15 protein-coding genes are annotated in these 18,856 nt (G+C 67.6%); 5 read left to right on the plus strand and 10 right to left on the minus strand.

Annotated features, from left to right (window positions below; translation table 11 throughout):
• Positions 1–74 precede the first annotated feature (74 nt).
• Positions 75–590 (plus strand): GNAT family N-acetyltransferase, encoded by a 516-nt coding sequence (locus tag U3653_RS03040; RefSeq protein WP_323124360.1) that lies wholly within the window; start codon positions 75–77, stop codon positions 588–590.
• A gap of 150 nt (positions 591–740) precedes the next feature.
• On the opposite strand, the gene U3653_RS03045 is transcribed toward U3653_RS03040, so the two are convergent.
• The 8 genes from U3653_RS03045 to U3653_RS03080 all read right to left on the minus strand — a co-directional run bounded on the left by U3653_RS03045 (position 741) and on the right by U3653_RS03080 (position 11,450).
• Complete coding sequence (locus U3653_RS03045) at positions 741–1,781, minus strand: phosphotransferase (RefSeq protein ID WP_195079675.1); 1,041 nt, start codon at positions 1,779–1,781, stop codon at positions 741–743.
• A 136-nt stretch (positions 1,782–1,917) separates the two neighbouring features.
• Complete coding sequence (locus tag U3653_RS03050; RefSeq protein WP_195079676.1) at positions 1,918–2,580, minus strand: hypothetical protein; 663 nt, start codon at positions 2,578–2,580, stop codon at positions 1,918–1,920.
• Complete coding sequence (locus tag U3653_RS03055; protein WP_195079677.1) at positions 2,577–4,247, minus strand: ABC transporter family substrate-binding protein; 1,671 nt, start codon at positions 4,245–4,247, stop codon at positions 2,577–2,579. Before U3653_RS03055 ends, U3653_RS03050 begins: the two co-directional genes overlap by 4 nt.
• A 38-nt stretch (positions 4,248–4,285) precedes the next feature.
• Positions 4,286–5,986 carry an ABC transporter family substrate-binding protein gene (locus U3653_RS03060; RefSeq protein ID WP_195079678.1) on the minus strand — a complete coding sequence of 567 codons (1,701 nt, stop codon included), beginning with the start codon at positions 5,984–5,986 and terminating at the stop codon, positions 4,286–4,288.
• The gene (locus tag U3653_RS03065; RefSeq protein ID WP_195079679.1) at positions 5,983–7,668 is read right to left on the minus strand and encodes an ABC transporter family substrate-binding protein; all 1,686 of its coding nucleotides are present in this window, start codon (positions 7,666–7,668) and stop codon (positions 5,983–5,985) included. The genes U3653_RS03060 and U3653_RS03065 overlap by 4 nt, the downstream gene beginning before the upstream one ends.
• A 13-nt stretch (positions 7,669–7,681) precedes the next feature.
• A complete protein-coding gene (locus U3653_RS03070; protein ID WP_195079680.1) occupies positions 7,682–9,559 on the minus strand; it encodes an ABC transporter ATP-binding protein in 1,878 nt (625 codons plus the stop codon).
• Positions 9,556–10,476 carry an ABC transporter permease gene (locus U3653_RS03075; RefSeq protein WP_195079681.1) on the minus strand — a complete coding sequence of 307 codons (921 nt, stop codon included), beginning with the start codon at positions 10,474–10,476 and terminating at the stop codon, positions 9,556–9,558. The genes U3653_RS03070 and U3653_RS03075 overlap by 4 nt, the downstream gene beginning before the upstream one ends.
• Positions 10,473–11,450 carry an ABC transporter permease gene (locus U3653_RS03080; RefSeq protein ID WP_195079682.1) on the minus strand — a complete coding sequence of 326 codons (978 nt, stop codon included), beginning with the start codon at positions 11,448–11,450 and terminating at the stop codon, positions 10,473–10,475. Before U3653_RS03080 ends, U3653_RS03075 begins: the two co-directional genes overlap by 4 nt.
• A gap of 193 nt (positions 11,451–11,643) precedes the next feature.
• On the opposite strand from U3653_RS03080, the gene U3653_RS03085 reads away from it, so the two are divergent.
• A complete protein-coding gene (locus tag U3653_RS03085) occupies positions 11,644–12,444 on the plus strand; it encodes an HAD family hydrolase (protein WP_397069720.1) in 801 nt (266 codons plus the stop codon).
• 60 nt (positions 12,445–12,504) lie between these two features.
• Here U3653_RS03085 and U3653_RS03090 read toward each other — a convergent pair whose 3' ends face one another.
• A complete protein-coding gene (locus U3653_RS03090) occupies positions 12,505–14,619 on the minus strand; it encodes an N-acetylmuramoyl-L-alanine amidase (protein ID WP_195079684.1) in 2,115 nt (704 codons plus the stop codon).
• Between the two features lie 367 nt (positions 14,620–14,986).
• On the opposite strand from U3653_RS03090, the gene U3653_RS03095 reads away from it, so the two are divergent.
• Positions 14,987–16,354, plus strand: a complete 1,368-nt coding sequence (locus tag U3653_RS03095) for a SpoIID/LytB domain-containing protein (RefSeq protein WP_323124361.1) — start codon at positions 14,987–14,989, stop codon at positions 16,352–16,354.
• An 84-nt stretch (positions 16,355–16,438) separates the two neighbouring features.
• Positions 16,439–17,197: a MerR family transcriptional regulator gene (locus U3653_RS03100; protein ID WP_195079686.1), complete on the plus strand. Its 759-nt coding sequence runs from the start codon at positions 16,439–16,441 to the stop codon at positions 17,195–17,197.
• Positions 17,198–17,342: 145 nt separating this feature from the next.
• Here the strand turns inward: U3653_RS03100 and U3653_RS03105 are convergent, their stop codons facing one another.
• Entirely contained in the window at positions 17,343–17,975 is a 633-nt protein-coding gene (locus tag U3653_RS03105; RefSeq protein WP_195079687.1) for a TetR/AcrR family transcriptional regulator, read from the minus strand.
• A gap of 108 nt (positions 17,976–18,083) precedes the next feature.
• On the opposite strand from U3653_RS03105, the gene U3653_RS03110 reads away from it, so the two are divergent.
• Positions 18,084–18,806 (plus strand): SDR family NAD(P)-dependent oxidoreductase, encoded by a 723-nt coding sequence (locus U3653_RS03110; RefSeq protein WP_195079688.1) that lies wholly within the window; start codon positions 18,084–18,086, stop codon positions 18,804–18,806.
• Positions 18,807–18,856: the final 50 nt, after the last annotated feature.

Here is an 18,856-nt window from a genome sequence, read left to right on the forward strand (position 1 = left end):
AGCCCATGGGCTCCCGTGACGGTGGTGCTGTGTCCGCGACCGGGCCCGACCATCGAGAACACGGAGAATCCGAGTTGAGTTCCACCAATTGGCGTGTGCGCGCCGAAACCGATGCCGATATCGCCGCGATCCACGCGATCAACGTCGCGGCCTTCGAGCGTGCCGAGGAGGCCGAACTGGTCGACGCGTTGCGCGACGACCCCGCATGGATCGATGGCCTGTCGATCGTCAGCACGCTGCCGGACGACACGCCGGTCGGCTTCGCGCTGCTGACTCGCTGCCACGTCGACACCACGCCGGCATTGTGTCTCGGCCCGTGCGCGGTGCTGCCCGAGTACCAGAAGACGGGCGCGGGTTCCGCCGCGATCCGGGCCGGCTTGGCGGCCGCGGCGCGGATGGGCGAGCGTTTCGTCATCGTGCTCGGTCATCCGACGTACTACCCGCGCTTCGGCTTCGGCCGGGCTTCCGAGCACGGCATCGGCCTGAGCATCGACGTGCCGGATGAGGCGTTGATGGCGTTGACACTCGACCCAGCCCACCCGCTACCGGGTGGCACGGTCCGCTACGCCGCGCCATTCGGCATCGACTAGCGAGCAGTACCGACGGTGGGGTGGCTCGAGCTTGCCCCGCCGTCGGGCACCGGTGCGTACCGGCACCAGCATCGCGCCGGGAATGGCTCATGGCGGATCGACCGCCGTGGTGTGAATACCGTTGCAGCGCAGCACGGTAGTTTCACCGGGTCAGCGGAGCAGATCCAGGGCAGCCCAGTCGTCGGCGGCCGCCGCGCAACGTTCCAAGATGGGCAGTCGAGCGGGCCAGCTTCCTCGACTCTGCTCCAGTCCTATGACGCGCAGAGTGAGCGGTGTGCAGAAGTTCCACAGCAGCCCGGCCCGCAATTCGGTGGTCCACTGCTCGGTGTCTTCCCGTGCCGCGCCGAGTTCTGCGAGACGGTCGTGGTAGGCGCGGAGCAGATCGCCCTCGATCGCACGGCGGATTTCGGTGGTCAAACTGGTGGCGAGGAATCGGGCCACGTCCAGCATCCCCGACGCGTGCTGCAAGAATTGGAAGTCGATGAACCTGCAGCGATGCGGCCCGAAGTGAATATTCTGGCTGTGGAAATCGCCGTGCGCGATCGTGCGTTGTGGTGGCGCGAGCATGGCGGCCACATCTTCGAATCCATCGATGACGAGAGCAGGCAACGGCCCGAGCGCCGTCGGCCAGTCGCCGCCGTAGCCGCGCAGCCGGCGTCGGCAGATCGCACCGACTGGTGAGTTCGCGGGCGGCAGCAGCCAGTCCCAATCCGCGGGCAGGGCGCGATTCCAGCCCCACGCGTGCATGGTCGCGAGCGCGGTTATCGCGCGGAAGGCCAGATCGGGCGGGCACCCGTCGATCTGCCGGACGAAGCCGTCGTCGCCCAGGTCTTCCATGAGTAGCCACGGAGCAGGAGCCGGCCCCTGGGCCAGTACCGCGGGGACATCGATCGGCGTGGGATGCGCCTCGTGATACCGGTAGAAGCCGAGTTCGACTTCGGCCAGGTGACGGCTTTCGGTGAACCGGTCCGACGCTTCCTTGAAGATGAGCGATTCGGGGCCGGAGCCGCTGGGCCGGTCGTAACGGATCGATAGGCGTAGCACTTCGCCCACCAGGCCGGACTGCGCGAGTCGGTGGACCGCCACGTCATCGACATGTTCTGTGGAGGACAAGCGGTGCGTGGCGCGCAGTGTCGACTCGAGTCCGCGGGGGTCCATGACGGCGGGGATATGTGCGACTTCGCCGGTCAAGTGATCTCCTGGGGTCGAGTGGGAGACAAGAGACGGGATGAGGCCACTTCCGGTCTCAGGCTGCACGCGCCGAGTCGCCGCTGTCAAACGTTCGACCTGCGCGAGGGAGGCTTCATGGGTGTCCCACCCCGTGGTCTCAACTCGGGTCGGAGCCCTGCACGGCGGAGAGCCAGATCGCGCACGCGGCGGCGATGGTGGTGGCGGCCAGGAAGACGGGGAAGCCGCCGCCGTCGAGGTAGACCCACAGGAGAGCGGCGATGGGGGCGGCGACGGTGGATTGGGCGTCGAGCAGGAGGCGGCGGCGCAGGCGAGTGGCCTGCGCGATGTGGGCGGAAGCGTCGGGGTCGGGGCGGCTCGGGTTGTCGACGAGACGGCCGGGCGGTTCGACGTCGTGCATGCGGCCGGACGGGTAGAGGCGTCGTCCCGCGACGTGCATCGCGCGGTCGGTGAGTTCCGCTTCGCTTTCGGTGAGGGTGACCAGCGCCGGGTCGAAGTACACCGGAAGCCACCGCGGCCGGCCCGTGCCACCGACTTGCAACCACGACCGGCCGACCAGGCGATGGTGTTGGCGGACACGGGTGACCCGTACGGTCCGCGCAGCGCCAGGACGATGGAACCGGAGCATCCCGAAGGCGACGGCGAGCCGGTATCCGGTGTACCCGCACACGGCGAGCGCGACGGCCGCGATCGCCGCCACCTGATCCAGAGTGCCGAACGGCGCCCAGGCGGCACAGACCGCGAGGGCGCCGAACGTCACCGTGATCGGATAGGCCAGCGGGTGGCCCGATCCGGAACTCACTTCAGGAAACCCACCTTGGTGTAGTCCCGCGAAGCGAGGCCGAACGCGCCGTAGTTCGCCAGGTCGGTCCGGGCGGCATAGGTGCCCGCCGCCTGGTTCAGCGGGATGGAGTAGCCCTCTTCGAAGATCATCCGATCGCATTGGTTGGCCAGCTGAATGGCCTTCTCCGGATCCAGTTCGGCGAGCGTCTGGTCGATCAGCGCGTTGAGTTGCGGCGTGCCGATGCGTGCCTTGTTGCTCTGCCAGTTGCTCGGATCGTAGTAGTAGATCTGCCGCAACCCGCTCAGCGGCAGAACGCTGCCGCCCCAGCTGAACTGGGCCAGGTCGAAATTGCCGGGGTCGATGACGTTGGTGAACAGGCCGGTGCCCGGCACCGTCTGGATGATCAGCTTCACCCCGATCCGCGCGAGATTCTGCTGCACGATCTGCGCGGTCTGCACCCACTGATCCTGCTGGTACATCACGTCGCGGAGTTCGAGCTTGCGGCCGTCCTTCTCGCGGACGTCGCCGTTGAGCTTCCAGCCGAGCGCGTCCAGCATCCGGGCCGCCTCGTCCGGGTCGTAGGCGATGGGGGCCGCGTTGTCCTGGTAGCCCTTCTGCCCCGCCACGAAGACGTGATTGTTCAGTGGCTTGGGATCGTCGACGACGCCGTGCTGCGAGGCGGTGACCACGCCCTGCCGGTCGATCGCCTTGGAGATGGCGATTCGCAGCTGCGGATCGGCGAGCAGGGAACCGGGGGCGCCGTTGAAGGTGATGTGCGACCAGGTCGCTTCCGGCGTGCGCCGGATGACCACGTTCGCGGCATTGCGCGCCGCGCTGACGTTCTCGATGCCGGACATGTAGGCGATGTCGAGTTCGTTGTTCTGGATCGCGGGCAGCCAGGCCGAGTGGTCCAGCACGCTGAAGGTGATCGAATCCAGCTTTGGCGTATCGCCCCACCACCGGGGATTGCGCCCAAGCACGATGCGGTTCTGGCTGCGATCGATGGAGGTGATCACGAAGGGGCCCGCGCTGAGCGGCAGCTCGTTCTTGGCCGCATTGGTGAAGCTGTCCGGAGTCGCCGTGACCGACTTCGGATACAGCGGGTTGAACAGTCCTTGCCATTCGCCGAACGGCTGATCGAATGTCACGACGGCCTGCCGGTCGTCGCTGCCGCGCTCGACCTTGCCTACCCGGTCGTATCCGCTGGTGGACGAGACGAGGAACGCGTTGTCCTTGCCGCTCAGAGCATGGGCTTGGGAGCGGAGATCTTCCCAGGTGATCGGCGAACCGTCGGACCACACGGCCTTCGGGTTGATGGTGTATCTCACCTGCTGCGGACTGGTTCCGATCAGCTCGATATCGGTGAAGAAGTCGTGGGCGACGCTCAACTGCCCCGCCGCGTCGTTGACGAAGGTGGTCGGCATCGTCGGTTCGACGAGGTAGAAGACGGTCTCCGTTCCGCCGTCCACGTGCAGATAGTTGAAGTTCTCCGGGAAGTTGGTGAGGGCCAGCCGCAAGTTGCCGCCGTCGCGCAGTTCGCTCGGGTCCCTCGGATTGATGTCGTTGGTGGTGCCGACCGTGCTGGTGCCTCCGGTGACGTTGTCGCCGCCGCCGCAGCCCGTGAGCGTCAGCCCGACGACGGCCAGCGACAACGCCAGCCGGGCACACGCAGAGGTGATCCGCATGGTGATCCTTTCCGCTCGTCGCGTCCTTCGGTCCGGCCTCACTTCTCGAAGCCGACCCGGAGGTAGTCCGGGAAAGCCAGCCCGAAGGCGCCGTAGTTGGCCAGCCCCGCACGGACGGCCACGTTGCCGGCCGACTGCGCGACCGGCACCGAGTGGCCGAGCTCGAAGATCATTCGGTCGGCCTTGTTCGCCAGCTCGATCGCCCGCTCGGGATCGAGTTCGGAGATGGTCTGCTCGATCAGGTCGTTCAGCTCGGGCGATCCGATCCGGCCCTTGTTGCTGAGCGTGTTCGCCGGGTCGTAGGCGTAGATCTGCGGCAGCGCGCCGAGCGGGAAGATGCTCCTTTCCCAGCTGAACTGCGCGATGTCGAAGTTACCCGGGTCGATGACATCGGTGAACAGGCCGTTGCCCGGATAGGTCTGGATCAGCAGTTTCACCCCGATCCGCGCGAGGTTCTGCTGCATGATCTGAGCCATCTGCACCCAGGTGTCCTGTTGGAACATCACATCGCGGATGACCAGCTGGCGTCCGTCCTTCTCCCGGACATCGCCGTTGAGCTTCCAGCCGAGTTCGTCCAGCATGCGGGCCGCCTCGTCCGGGTCGTAGGCGATCACCGCGGAGTTGTCCTGGTAGCCCTTCTGCCCGTTGAGGTAGATGTGGTTGTTCAGTGGAGTGGGATTGTCCACGATCCCGTTCTGCAGCGCGGTGACGATGCCCTGCCGGTCGATGCCCTTCGCGATCGCGACGCGCACCTTGGGATCCGCGAGAATCGACCCCGGTGCGCCGTTGAAGGTGATCTGCGAGTTGAACGGGCGCGAGGCGCGACGGACGATGATGCCCGGTGAGTTGGCGGCGGACTTGACCTCCTCGATGCCCGAGACATCGATGGCGTCGAGTTCGTTGTTCTGCAAAGCGTTCAGCCGGGCCGACCAGTCGAGCACGCTGTAGGTGACGGTGTCGAGCTTCGGCGTCTCGCCCCACCATTTCGGGTTGCGACTGAGCACGATTCGTTGTTGCACCCGGTCGATCGAGGTGATCACGAACGGCCCCGCCGACTTGGCGAGCCCGTTGCGATCGCGCTCGTTGAACGCCTGTGGCGTCTCGGTCGACTCCCTGGGGTACAGCTGACTGAACAGGCCGCGCCACTCCCCGTAGTGCTGCGCGAAGGTGACGATCGCTTGGCGGTCGTCGACGCCGCGTTCGACCTTGGCCACCCGGCTGTAGCCCTGGGTCGCCGAAACCCGGTATTCGGTATTGCGGCCACTCAGCGCTTCCGCCTGGGACCGCAGATCCTCCCAGGTGATCGGGCTGCCGTCGGACCAGACGGCCTTGGGGTTGATGGTGTAGACCACCCGCTGCGGGGTGGTCTCGGTCAAGGCGATGTCGGTGAAGAAGTTGTGGTCGATCGACACCTCACCGGCGGCGTCGGCCGTGATCGGTCCCGGCAAGGTCCAGTCGACCACTTCGGCGAGGTCGCCGTTGGAGTCGACGTGGTGGGAATTGAACGTCGGGGGGAAATTGGTGATCGCCAGGCGCAGGTTCCCGCCGTCGCGCAATTCGCTCGGGTCGCGGGGGTTGATGTCGTTGGTCGAGCCGATCGCGTTGGAGCCGGATTTCACTTCGCTGCCGCCGGAGCCGCAGCCGACCAGCAGCGCGAGCGCCGTGCCGACGGTGAGAGCCCGGACGATCACCGTGCGTGCCTGCCCGCGGCGGTTCCGGGTTGGCTGTGCTGGTCTCATTTCACGAATCCGATCTTGGTGTAGTCGTAGGACGCCAGGCCGGGCGAGCCGATGTTGGCGAGGTCGGCGCGGGCGCCGAAACTGCCGTCGGACTGGGTCAGCGGCAGTGAATGTCCTTCCTCGAACACCTTCCGGTCGACCTCGTTGGCCAGTTCGATCATCTTCTTCGGATCGAGTTCGGTCAGCGTGCGCTCGATCAAGGCGTTGAGCTCGGGCGAACCGACGCGGCCGTAGTTGCCCTGCAGATCGTTCGGGTCGTAGTAGTAGATCTGCCGGATATCGCTCAGATAGAACGCGTCTCCGGTGAAGACGAACTGCGCGGCGTCGAAATCACCGGGAATGATGACGTTGGTGAAATACCCCGCGCCGGGTTTGGTGTCGATGATCAGCCGCACGCCGATCCGGGCCAGGTTCTGCTGGATGATCTGCGCGACCTGGATCCACAGCGGATCGTTGTACATCACGTCGCGGATCTCCAGCTTGCGTCCGTCCTTCTCGCGGACATCGCCGTTCAATTTCCAGCCGAGCGCGTCGAGTTCCCGTGCCGCCTGGTCGGGGTCGTAGGCCACCGGCGCCGAATTGTCCTGGTAGCCGTCCTGGCCCTGGAGGAAGATGTGGTTGTTCAACGGCTTCGGGTTCTCCACCAGACCGTTCTGCGTCGCGGTGGCGATGCCCTGCCGGTCGATGGCCTTCGCGATCGCCACCCGCAGGCGCGCGTCCGCGAGAATCGACCCCGGCGCGCCGTTGAAGGTGATGTGCCGCCAGCGGTTGCCCGGCGCACGGCGAATCACCAGGCCGCCGGTCTCGCGAACCGTCTTGACCTCGTCGATCGAAGACAGACGGACGAGGTCGAGTTCATTGTTCTGCAGGGCGCTCGCCCATGCCGCCTGATCCAGCACGCTGAAGGTGATGGTGTCCAGTTTCGGCGTCTCGCCCCACCATTTCAGGTTGCGGCTGAGCACGATCCGGCCCTGGGTGCGGTCGGTGGACTGGATCACGAAGGGGCCGGCGCTGGGGCCGAGCCGGTCCACGAGTCCTTTGTTGAACGACTCCGGGTCGGCGGTGACGGATTTCGGGAAAAGCGCGGAATCACCGGCGAGCTGGCCGCGCCATTCGCCGAAGGGATGGTTGAAGGTGAGCACGGCCTGCCGGTCGTCCACACCGCGTTCCACCTTCTCGACGAACTCGAACCCGTTGGTGATCGCGATGAGGAAGCGCTTGTCGCGACCGCTGAGCGCGTGTGCCTGTGAGGCGATGTCCTCCCAGGTGATGGGGCTGCCGTCGGACCAGACCGCCTCGGGATTGATGGTGTAGGTGACCTGTTGCGGGTTGGCGCCGGTCAGCGCCACGTCGGTGAAGAAGTCCCGATTGACGGTGAGGTTGCCCGCCGCGTCGACGTCGAACGCGCGGGGCATGAGCGGGCGCTCGATGTCGCCGATCTCGCCGTCGTTCCCGTCGGTGGACAGGGTGTTCCAGTTCGCCGGGAAGCTGGTGACCGCCAGGCGCAGGTTGCCGCCCTCGCGCACCTCGTCACGATGCTTGGGATTGATGTCGCTGGTGGTGCCGAGCGCGTCGGACAGTCCGGCGGCCGAATCGTCGGCGCTGCTCGCGCAACCCGCGGTGATCAGCGCCAGCGCCACCACCCCCGCGGCCCACCGCGTTCGGTCGAAACGGATCCGCATCGCGCCCTCCTGCCTATCGGCTGACTGCCGGCACCGGGACCGCGTCGATCAGCGCCCTGGTGTACTCGTGTCGCGGATCGGCGAATATCTGCTCCGCCGAGCCGTATTCCACGATCTTGCCGCGATACATGACCGCGATGTCGTGGGCCAGGTTCCGCACCACGGACAGGTCGTGCGAGACGAACAGATACGACAGCCCGCGCTCGGTTTGCAGGTCGCGCAACAGGTTCAGCACGCCGGCCTGGATCGAGACGTCCAGCGAGGAGACCGGCTCGTCCAGCACCAGCAGTTCCGGGTCGAGCGCGAGCGCGCGGGCGATGCTGATGCGCTGTTTCTGGCCGCCGGAGAAGTCGGCGGGGTAGCGGTCGGCGTGCTCCGGGCGCAGACCGACCTGTTCGAGCAGTTCCGGTACCCGGCGCGCGATCTCCGCCCGCGGCCGCCCGTCGATGCGCAACGGCTCGGCGAGGGCGTCGAAGATCGGCAGACGGGGGTCGAGGGAGGCGGTGGGGTCCTGGAAGACGATCTGCATCTTCCGGCGGATCTCCCGCTTGCGGGCCTTGCTCAGGGTCGCGACGTCGCTGCCCATGATCTCGATCGCGCCCGACTGCGGCGGCACCAGATCGAGGATCTGGGTGAGAGTGGTCGATTTGCCGGAGCCGGACTCACCGACGAGCGCCAAGGTGCGCCCGCGCCGGACCTCGAAACTGATGCCGTCGACCGCCCTGATCTCTCCTTTGCGGCGGCGCAGCACCACACCCGAGGTGATCGGGAAGACCTTCACCAGGTCCGAAACCCGCAGCACGACATCCGAGTCCACCTGCGCCTCGGCCTCCGGCTCGGCGATCTCGCGCCGATACGCCTCGAACAGCTCGTCGGTGCCGACCTCGGCGGTGCGGATGCATGCGGCGGTATGCCCCGGCCCGACCGTCTCCAAAGGCGGTTCCGCCGCCCGGCATTCGTCGATCGACACCGGGCAGCGCGGTGCGAACGAGCAGCCGGGCGGCAGCGCGTGCATGGCGGGCGGCGCGCCGACGATCGGGATCAACGGTCGTCGCGGCGGACCGTCCATGCGCGGGATCGAGCCGAGCAGACCGACGGTGTACGGCATCCGCGGCGCGTCGAACAGCTCGGCGGCGGGGGCGGTTTCGACGATCCGGCCCGCGTACATGACGGCGACGCGGTCGGCCAGCGTGGCGGCGATGCCCATGTCGTGGGTGATCATGATGACGCCCGCGCCGGTGATGTCGCGCGCCTTGCGCAGCAGGTTGAGGATCTGCTTCTGCACCGTCACGTCCAGCGCGGTGGTCGGTTCGTCGCAGATGATCAGCGCCGGGTCGTTCGCGATCGCCATCGCGATGACCACGCGCTGGCGCTGGCCGCCGGAGAACTCGTGCGGAAACGCTTTGGCCCGCACTTCCGGATCGGGGATGCCGACCAGGTCGAGCAGCTCCACCGCGCGTTTCGCGGCTGAGCCTCTGCTCACCTTGCCGTGCGCCAGCAGGGCTTCGGCGATCTGATCGCCCACCCGGTAGACCGGCGTCAGCGCCGAGAGCGGGTCCTGGAACACCATGCTGATCGAACTGCCGCGCAGCTTGGACAGGTCGCGATCGCCCAGCCCGAGCAGTTCGCGTCCGCGGAAACGGATGGAACCGGTGATCCGCGCCTGCTCCGGCAGCAACCCCATCACGGCCAGCGAGGACACCGACTTGCCCGACCCGGATTCACCGACGATGGCGAGCACTTCACCATCGGACACCGTGTAGGTGACGCCGCGCACCGCGTCGATCCGGCCCTCCTCGCTGGGGAAGGACACCCGCAGATCGGTGATCTCCAGCAGGGGCGCGGTCGAGGTGGTCTCGATCGTCTTCTCGGTTGTTCCCGCGCTCGTCATGCCTTCGCCTTCTTCTTCGACCGAGCCCGCTTCGCGCCGGGATCGAACGCGTCGCGCAGTCCGTCGCCCACGAGGTTGGCGCACAGCACGGTGATGATCAGCAGACCACCTGCGAACAGGAACAGCCAGGGATAAGTCAACGCTGATTTCGTCCCCGCCGCGATCAGCGAGCCGAGTGACACGTCCGGCGGCTGCACACCGAAACCGAGGAAGCTCAGACCCGTTTCGGCCATGATCGCCGAGCCGACGGTGAGCGTGGTGTCGATGATCAGGATCGAGGCGATGTTCGGGATGACGTGGCTGAGGATCACCGTGCGGGTCGGCGCGCCCATGTACCTGGCGGCTCGGACGAATTCGCGATCACGCAGGCTCAGTGTCAGCCCGCGCACGATCCGCGCCGAGATCATCCAGCCGAAGCAGGACAGCAGGACGATCAGCAGCAGAATGGAGCCGCTGCCCTTGGTGCGCGGCGCGAACAGCGCGATGACGATGAAGCTCGGAACCACCAGCAGCAGATCGACCAGCCACATGATCGCCCGGTCGGTCCAGCCGCCGAGCAGTCCGGCCAGTGAGCCGGCGGTGGCGGCGATCGTGGTGGACAGCAGCGCGACGCACAGGCCGATGACCAGCGACTTCTGCAATCCGCGCAGGGTCTGCGCCAAGACGTCCTGCCCGATCTGGGTGGTGCCGAAGGGATGGTCCGGGCTCGGCGGTTTCAGCAGGGCGGTGTAGTCCAGCTGCTGGTAGTCGTAGGGCAGGAAGGGCGGCAGCGCGAAGCTCACGACGAACAGCGCGATGAGGATCAGGCCACCAGCGACGGCGGGCTTGTTGCGCAGGAAGCGCCGCAGCACCAGCCTGCGCCGCCCGGTCGCGGCGACCTCGGGCGCGCCCTGGACGATGATCTCGGTTTCCGTCATCCCACACGCACCCTTGGATCGAGAATCGCGTACACGATGTCGGACAGCAGACCCGACACCAGCACAACCAGGCCTGCGAACGCGGTGACCGTCACCACGACGTACAGGTCCTGGGCGTTGATCGAGTCGACCAGCCACTCACCGACACCGTGCCAGCCGAAGATCTTCTCGGTGAACGTCGCGCCGGTGATCAGGGCGCCGAGACTGTAGGCGAACAGTGTGGCCATCGGGATCAGCGCCGTGCGCAGGCCGTGCTTGTACAGCGCCTTGCTGCGGGTGAGACCCTTCGCGCGGGCGGTGCGGATGAAATCGCTCTGCAGCACGTCGAGCATCGCGTTGCGCTGATAGCGGCTGTAGCTCGCCATCGCGCCGAGCGCCAGCGCGGTGGTGGGCAGGATCAGGTGCTGGACGCGGTCGAGCAGTTGCGGCCCGAACCCTTCGATGGTGTTGGCCGACGTCTCGCCGGTGTAGAGGAAGATCTGCGATCCGGTCAGCGAGTTGATCTCCAGCGCACCGTATTTCAGCAGCGTCGCGAGCAGGAAGACCGGCGTGCTCAAGATCAGCAGTGACACCACCGTGGTGAAATAGTCGCTGAACTTGTATTGCCGGATCGCGCCCGCCGCGCCGATCAGAACCCCGAGCACCGTGCCGACCAGCGAACCGACGATCAGCAGCCGCAGGCTCACCGCGACCCGTCGCGGCAGTTCCTCGCTGACCGGCTGACCGGCCAGCGTGGTGCCGAAATCGCCGTGCGGAATGCCTTTGAGCCAGGTGACGTACCGCTCCGGGATCGGGTCGTTGAGGTGCAGCTCCTCGGCCTTGGCGTCGATCACTGCCTGTGGCGGGCGCGGATTGCGTTGTTCGAGACTGTCCAGCGGCCGGAACGTCAGGGACGCCAAACTGAACGTCAGGAACGAAGCCAGCAGCAACAGCACGACATAGTTGAGCGCGCGTCGTAGCAGGAAGCCGGTCATCAGTCCTCTGGTCTTTCGGCTGGGCGGGCCAGCGTCGGTATTAGCCCCCGATCATAAGGACGCGGTTCGCGGCGCGCGTGCCACACGACATCCGGGCATGTCCGGAGCCCGTCCGGCCACGGTGGCCGGGCGCGAGCCGGAGGTTGTCCGGCAGGATGGACGGGTGACGCCCCTGCACCTCCCCAAACCGAAGATGGTCGCCACCGACGTGGACGGCACCCTCATCGACCGTGACGAGCGGGTGACCGCGCGGACGAAGGCGGCGGTGGGCGCGCTGATCGCCGACGGCGTGCCGTTCGTGCTGGCCACGGGACGCCCGCCGCGCTGGATCGATCCGGTGGTGCAGGGGCTCGGGTACGCGCCGCTGTGCGTATGCGGCAACGGCGCGGTGATCTACGACAGCGCCGCCGACCGGGTGCTGACCAGCATGGCATTGGACGTGCCGACGCTGGCCTGGCTCGCCGACATCGCCGAGCGGGCGCTGCCCGGCTGCGGTCTGGCCGCCGAACGCGTCGGCGAGAGCGCGCACGACGCCGTGACGCCGCAGTTCGTCAGCTCGCCGCAGTACGAGCACGCCTGGCTCAACCCGGACGACACCTCCGTCGCCAGGGAGGAGGTCATCGACGCGCCCGCCATCAAGATGCTGATCCGGCTGCCCGGCGCGCGCAGTTCGGACATGCGCGCGGTGCTCGCGCCGCTGATCGGCGAACGCGCCGACATCACCTACTCGACCGAGCACGGACTCATCGAACTGTCCGCCCCCGGCATCACCAAGGCCGCGGGGCTGGCCGTGGTCGCGCAGCGGCTCGGCGTGGACGCGTCCACCATCGTCGCGTTCGGCGACATGCCCAACGACGTCCCCATGCTCACCATGGCCGGCCACGGTGTCGCGATGCGCAACGCCCACCCCGAGGCCATCGCCGCCGCCGACGAGGTCGCCGAATCGAACTCCGACGACGGAGTCGCGCGCATCCTGGAACGCTGGTGGGTGTGAGAGAAATGGGTGACGGAGCGATTCGAAGCCCGCGCGTCGGGCACGGGCTCCGAGCGGAGATCAACGATCGGGCCCGCCGGGGATCGGCGCGCCGCCCGTAGCCGTGGCGGCGGCGGGCGCCGGGGGACGGTGCGGGATCGGGGCACTCACCTGCGCTGCGACCGGGTTCCGGCTCATTTCCGCTCGATAGGTGTCGTTGTAGGTCTTCCACACCGTCGTGACGAGGCCGGTGATCTGGTCGAGGATCAATGAACCGTGCTCGAAGTCGGCGCGCAGGCCGTCGGGGACCGGATAGGCGTTGCGCAGGGGGAGTCCGAGCACACCCGTGTCGGCGCCGAGTTGCAGGAAGCGGTCCAGGATGCTGCCGAGCACCTCGACGACCTGCCCGTCTGCGGCGGTGTAGACATAGCCGTTGGCGAACTTCGCGTACTGCTGGTCACCCGCGGCGGGCAGCACATCCGAACGTACGGCGCCGAGCGGGCCGTTCGGTCCGCCGGACTGCGACCAGTGCCTGGCGATGATGTTCTCCTGCACCATGTTCAGCAGCTTGGTGGTCAGCGCGGCGAGGGCCGCCACGTCGGATTCCGCTGGTGGGGGCACCTGGCTGTCGGGCGCGCCAGAAGCGTCCGGCGCACCGGCGGCGATGTCGCGGATCCGATCCATCAGCGCGTACGCCGCGTCGCCGGGACAGGTGGTGTTGCCGACATCGCGGTGTGCGAAGACCACCGGCAACTGCACCGCCTCGCCCTCGGCGTACGAGGTGAAGGAAGTGCCCTCGGAGTACATGGTGGTGGAGCCCTTGGGATCGAGTCCGGCGATCTTGGTGCGCCAGCCGACGAAAGCGCCGATCGCCTGGAGCGCCTCCTGGCTCGGTGGCTCCGACTCGTAGTTGCCCATCAGCGCGACGCCCGAGGTGTTCTCGTTGAACCCGCCCGCGTGCGCGCCCTGCACCGGGCGGTCGAGGCCGCCGAAGCGTCCTTCGAAGACCTGCCCGTACTTGTCGACCAGCGCGTTGTAACCGATGTCGCACCAGCCCAATGTCTTCGCGTGATAGGTGTAGATCGCGCGGACGATGCCCGCCGACTCGGACTTGCTGTAGTCGTTGCGCCCCGCGGTGTGGTGCACCGTGACGCCGCCGAGACGGTCGTCGTAGGTCGGCTCGGCGCACCGGATCGATTCGTCGGCGCCCCACTGGGCGCGGGTGATCACGCTCGGTCCGCCGCCGGGCAGCGCGGCGGCCACGCTGTGCAGATCGCCGTCGGCGGCGGCCCGGCCCGGATCGATCAGCACGGCGGTCAGGTCCGCGGCCTGCTGAGCCGGGTCGGCTGGTTGTGACCGGTCGTCGGCGCTGGGTCCGGGCTGCGCCACCGGCTGGATGGTCCGCGCTGCCTGCTTGCGGGTGACCAGCACCTGCACCGCGTTCGTGTTGCCGACGTAGATCGGCTCGGTGCCGTCGGTGGGGCCGGGGCCGGAGTGATCGGTGCGGTGGGTGTCCACCGGTTCGGTGTCGTACCAGGGGCCCCAGGTGCCGTCGGGCTGCCGAGCGCGGATGGTGGCTTTGGTGTCGGCCAGCTCTCGCGCGGTGAGTGCGACCATGCTGAACGGCGTGTCGCTGGAAAGTTCCTTGACCTGTGCCCCCACCTGGCTCATCAGTTCGGGGTTCACCGCACCGGGAGACAGCGCGGGGGTGTCGGGCGTGGTGCCGGGCTGGAGCCGGGCGGGATCGGCGATGAAGCGCACACTGTTCGCCGGCGGTCCGGAAATCGGCTGACCAGCGGAATTCGTGCTTCGGTCCGATCGGCTCGGCATTAATTCGGATTCGGAGGTTTGGCTGGAATTGGAACTGGGTAGTCGCATTCCTTCCGGAGGTTGCGCGCCCGGTGGCAGCGGCCCTTCCGGAATCGGAATGCCCGCCGCGATCGGCAGCATGCGCAGGTCGGAAAGATGCAGATCAGGCAGGTTCAGCCCGGTGAGTTCGCGCAGCGGCAACACGATATCGGGGGCGTGGGTCAGGGAGACCTCGGCGAGCCCGGCCGAGACGGTGGCCGGTTCGCTGTCGGTGGCGGTGCGGTAGTCGTTCGAATCGCTGAGCGCGAGCGTGCCGAGCGGGGCAGCTACCGCGAGGGTGGTGACAACCGGTAGCACGTAGGAGCGTTTCGGTTTGCGGTACCGCACGTGCGTCTCCAATCAGGTCGTACCAGTGATCGTGTGATTAAAGGGTCACTTCCTGATGTATCAATGGTCACAATAACCACATTTGTCACATGGCTAAACCTCTGGTTGAGGATTATGTGATTGCCTGAATGTAGCTGTTCGATTGCTGGCGCGTCTGCAAAACGTGCGGAAAAAGTAGGAGAGCTACGGTCTCGTAAACCGCGGGAGTGAACCGATGCATCGTAATAGGCCCATGCGGGGGAACCGAAAATTGCTGGTAAGGGCGATATTCCCCGGGCGGGGCCCCGCCGGGAGGCCATGCGGGAACGCGCTGGGCGGCTCCGCCCTGTTGCTCGGCGGAGTCGGGCTGGTCGCTGGAGTCCTCGTCGTGCTCTCGGCCTGGCCGAACCACGTGCCCTATCGCCAGCTCGCGGGGCCGGGACACGGCCGTGGCTTGAGTCAGGTCGGCGCGTTCGAGAACGCGCGAGCGGGATGGGCAGCCGAACGCATCCTCGCGCACTACTACCCGGGCGCGACGCTCGGCGCCGTCGCGCCCGCCGCCGTCCGGGTCCGCCTCGCGGCGCGGGACGACTCTTCGCTCGACGTCTTCGCCGCCACCGGCCTGCGGGTGGCGGGCCGACAGCTCCCGCCCGGCCAGGCCGCGCACCTGACGCCGCTGCCCGGTGGCGGCGCGAACGTGACGGTGACCGTCGGTTGCGACGGCGACGTGCTGTGGCAGGCGTCGACCGACGACCCCTGGGTCCATCCGATCGACCCACGGCCGAACCGCCCGGTGGCCGAACACCTCACGCTGTGCGGCGGTCCCTCCTACCGCGGCGTGCTCGGCGTCGCCCTCGACGACGGCGCGGCCCGCACGATCAACCAGGTGGATGTCGAGGATTACCTGCTCGGGGTGGTCCCGGCCGAGGTGCAGGCCAACTGGGCGGACAAGGGCGCGGCCGAGGCGCTGCGTGCCCAGGCGATCGCGGCGCGCTCGTATGTCCTCGCCGAGCAGCGTTATCCGTACGCGCAGACGTGCGACACCACGGCTTGCCAAAGCTATCCCGGCACCGAGCGGGAGGACCCGCGGACGGCGGCGGCCGTAGCCGCCACGGCGGGCACGGTGTTGTTGCGCGACGGCCGGATCCTGCGCACGGAGTACTCCGCCGCACCCGACGGAGGGGCACCGGCGGATATCCGGACCATGGACGTCGGGCCCGCCCCCGGGCAACTGCTCGCCATCGCGCCGGGCGCGGAGCCGCCCGCGCGGTCGGCGGCCACCGAGTCGGCGATCGATGCCGAGTACCGCCGCATCGGTGGCGCGAACAGTTCGCTCGGCACGCCGATCGGACCGCAGATGATCCTGCCGCAGCACGCGGGCACCTACCGGATGTACACCAACGGCGTGATCATCGCGACGCCCACGCTGGGCGCGCAGGTGGTGGACTACTCGCGCGTGTTGCAGGTGGTGCCGGAAGTGGCTGCAGCGCAGCAGGTTCCGTCCGGCGCGGCGGCTCGGCCCGATGCCGTGCCGCCCGGCGGTGGGGCTCAGCCCGGTGCGCATGGAGATGCGGCTGTGTCCGGTGGTCCCGTTACGCCCGACGGTGCCGCCGTGGCTGCTGGCGGTGCCGATGCCCTTGGAGCTGCGGCTACGCCTGACGGCACCGCTGCACCCGGCGGTATCGCCCCACCGGAAAACGTGGCAAACGGGGGTGACGCCACGGCTGGCGGTGCGATCCGGCCCGCTGGTCCGTAATCGATCGCATAAAGGGGTTGACCTTGACGTAGCGTCAACTTGCAAGCTGGTTACACCGACGAGAGCACAAAGGAAAACAGGGTCGTGGGCGGGAAGGAATGGTCCATCCAGGATCTGGCGAAGGCGGCCGGTACCACCAGTCGCACGCTGCGCCACTACGGGCAGCTCGGGCTGTTGCCGCCCAGCCGGATCGGAGCCAACGGCTACCGGTACTACGACCAGGACTCCCTCGTGCGGTTGCAACGCATCCTGCTGCTGCGGGAACTCGGCCTCGGCCTTCCGGTCATCGCCGAAGTCCTCGCCGGCGAGCGGGAAACCGCCGCCGCGCTGCGTACGCACCTGGAACTGCTACGGCAGGAACAGGATCGGATCCGGCGGCAGATCGAGTCGGTGCGAACCACGCTGCAGAAGACGGAAAGAGGTGAACAACTCGTGGCAGCAGAAGTTTTCGACGGCTTCGACCACACCAAGTACAAGGACGAGGTGATCGAACGCTGGGGCAAGGAGGCCTACGAGCGCGGCGACCGCTGGTGGGGCTCGATGTCGGAGAAGGACAAGAAGAACTTCCAGCAAACCCATCTCGACATCGCCGCCGACTACGGCCGGGCGCACGCCGACGGGCTCGCGCCCGACGCCGACGAGGTGCAGGCCATCGTCCAGCGCCACTACGAGTGGATCGGCGTCGGCTGGCAGGGTCGTCCGGTGGTGAAAGAGGCTTTCGTCAACCTCGGCGAGATGTACGTGGCCGACCCACGTTTCGCGCAGAACTACGACGTGCACGGCGCGGGCACCGCCGAGTTCGTGCGCGACGCGATGAAGGTCTACGCCGAGCGACGGCTGTAGCACACAACCCTCCGACGGCCGGTACGAAAGACACGTACCGGCCGTCGGTTCGTCCGCTGGGCAGCAGCCTCGAGCTCAGCGGCGCAGCCGGACCGCATCTCTGAGTGTTCGGTGAAGGCGACATTCGCCTACGCGTGCGGCACGGTCAACCAGCGTCGTCGCGTCCGAGCGCGTGCATCAATTGGTCCTCCGTGATCGGAGGCACCGGAAGCGGATGGGCGGCCTCCGCGCGCAGGCCGTCGAGGATCAGGCCGAGATGGCGACGCCATGCTTCGGGGGCGATGTGACTGGTCGCCTCGACGATTCTGGTGTGTGACCAGGTGATGAAGGCGATGTCCTCGAGTACCCAGTCGGCGCGCAGGACTCCGGCTTCCTGCGCGCGGGTGATGATCCGGCGCATCAGGCCGTGGCCGTGCTCCTGGGCCCGCGCGATGGCGCGGCTCGGTGCGGCGCGCACGGCCAGTTCGCTGAGCAGGCGGTCTGCGGCTTGCAGCGCGCAGACCTGCTCCACCAGGTAGACGAACGATTCCCAGGGGTCATCGATGGCGAGCGCGTCCTCGGCGATGCGGCTGCCCGCTTCGATCCGGTCCTCGACCGCGGCCGCGATGAGGTCGTCGCGGGTGGGGAAGCGGTTGTAGAGCGTGCCGATGGCGACCCCGGCGCGCGCGGCGATCTCCTTCAGCGGCGCGTCGAGGCCGCGTTCTTCGAAGACGGCGCGGGCGGCGGTCACGAGCGCGTCCCGGTTGCGCTGGGCATCGCTGCGTAACGGCTTGTCCACGGGCCGATCCTACAAATGAGGCATGCGTGCATATGTTGAGCATGGGTTCAACTTAATGCTACTGTCGGGCCGAATAACTTGAACCATGTCTCAACTTAAGGAGTGGCAATGTCCAAGATCATCGCGATCTTCGGCTACGGCCCGGGTCTCGGCGTGGGCACGGGACGCCGATTCGGGCGCGAAGGATTCCGGGTGGCCGTCATCGGGCGTGACCCGGAGAAAGCGCGGCGGCACGCCGACGAGCTGACCGCCGAGGGGATCGAGGCCGCGGCCTTCCCCGCGGACGTCACCGACGCCGCGCAGGTCACCGGGGTGATCGAGAAGATCGAGGCGACCTTCGGGACGATCGATGTGGCCATGCACGGCGCGGCGGGCAACATGAGCGACCGGCTGCCTTCCACCCTGGCGGTGGACCTCCCCTCCCTCGACGCGCCGATCGCGCTGAAGTTGCACTCGCCGATCCTGGTGACGCGGGCGCTGGCGCCGAAGATGGTGCAGCGCGGCGACGGCGCGCTGCTGTTCTCCTCGGGCTCCTCCGAGCACTTCGTGGCGCCCTACCTGGCCAACTTCGGCATAGCGCTCGCCGCCCAGCGCGGATACCTGCGCCAGCTCGCGGTCGAATTCCGGGGGACCGGCGTCTACGTCGGGTTGCTCAACATCGGCGCGCTGATCGACGGCAGCAAGGCCGCGCAGATCATCGATGAGAATCCGGAGGTGATCCCGGCCGGCCTGGAGATCGTCCGGATGAGCGGCGGCGAACTCGGCGATCACTACTGGCGGCTGTACACCGAGCGGGACAAGGTGGAACTCGACGTCGGTTTCCCGGCCTGAAGCTCGGAAGACCCCTTGATCGCGCACCGGCCGGGGCCACCCGCAGCCGT

Origin of the sequence: Nocardia implantans (genome assembly GCF_035544775.1) — a bacterium.
Classification (GTDB): domain Bacteria; phylum Actinomycetota; class Actinomycetes; order Mycobacteriales; family Mycobacteriaceae; genus Nocardia; species Nocardia implantans.

What these genes read in the sequence shown, in the direction of transcription:
- U3653_RS03055 (WP_195079677.1), bottom strand. Translation starts at nt 4,247, where the DNA reads ATGCGGATCACCTCTGCGTGTGCCCGGCTGGCGTTGTCGCTGGCCGTC.
- U3653_RS03080 (WP_195079682.1), bottom strand. Translation starts at nt 11,450, where the DNA reads ATGACCGGCTTCCTGCTACGACGCGCGCTCAACTATGTCGTGCTGTTG.
- U3653_RS03070 (WP_195079680.1), bottom strand. Translation starts at nt 9,559, where the DNA reads ATGACGAGCGCGGGAACAACCGAGAAGACGATCGAGACCACCTCGACC.
- U3653_RS03060 (WP_195079678.1), bottom strand. Translation starts at nt 5,986, where the DNA reads ATGAGACCAGCACAGCCAACCCGGAACCGCCGCGGGCAGGCACGCACG.
- U3653_RS03075 (WP_195079681.1), bottom strand. Translation starts at nt 10,476, where the DNA reads ATGACGGAAACCGAGATCATCGTCCAGGGCGCGCCCGAGGTCGCCGCG.
- U3653_RS03085 (WP_397069720.1), top strand. Translation starts at nt 11,644, where the DNA reads ATGGTCGCCACCGACGTGGACGGCACCCTCATCGACCGTGACGAGCGG.
- U3653_RS03065 (WP_195079679.1), bottom strand. Translation starts at nt 7,668, where the DNA reads ATGCGGATCCGTTTCGACCGAACGCGGTGGGCCGCGGGGGTGGTGGCG.
- U3653_RS03110 (WP_195079688.1), top strand. Translation starts at nt 18,084, where the DNA reads ATGTCCAAGATCATCGCGATCTTCGGCTACGGCCCGGGTCTCGGCGTG.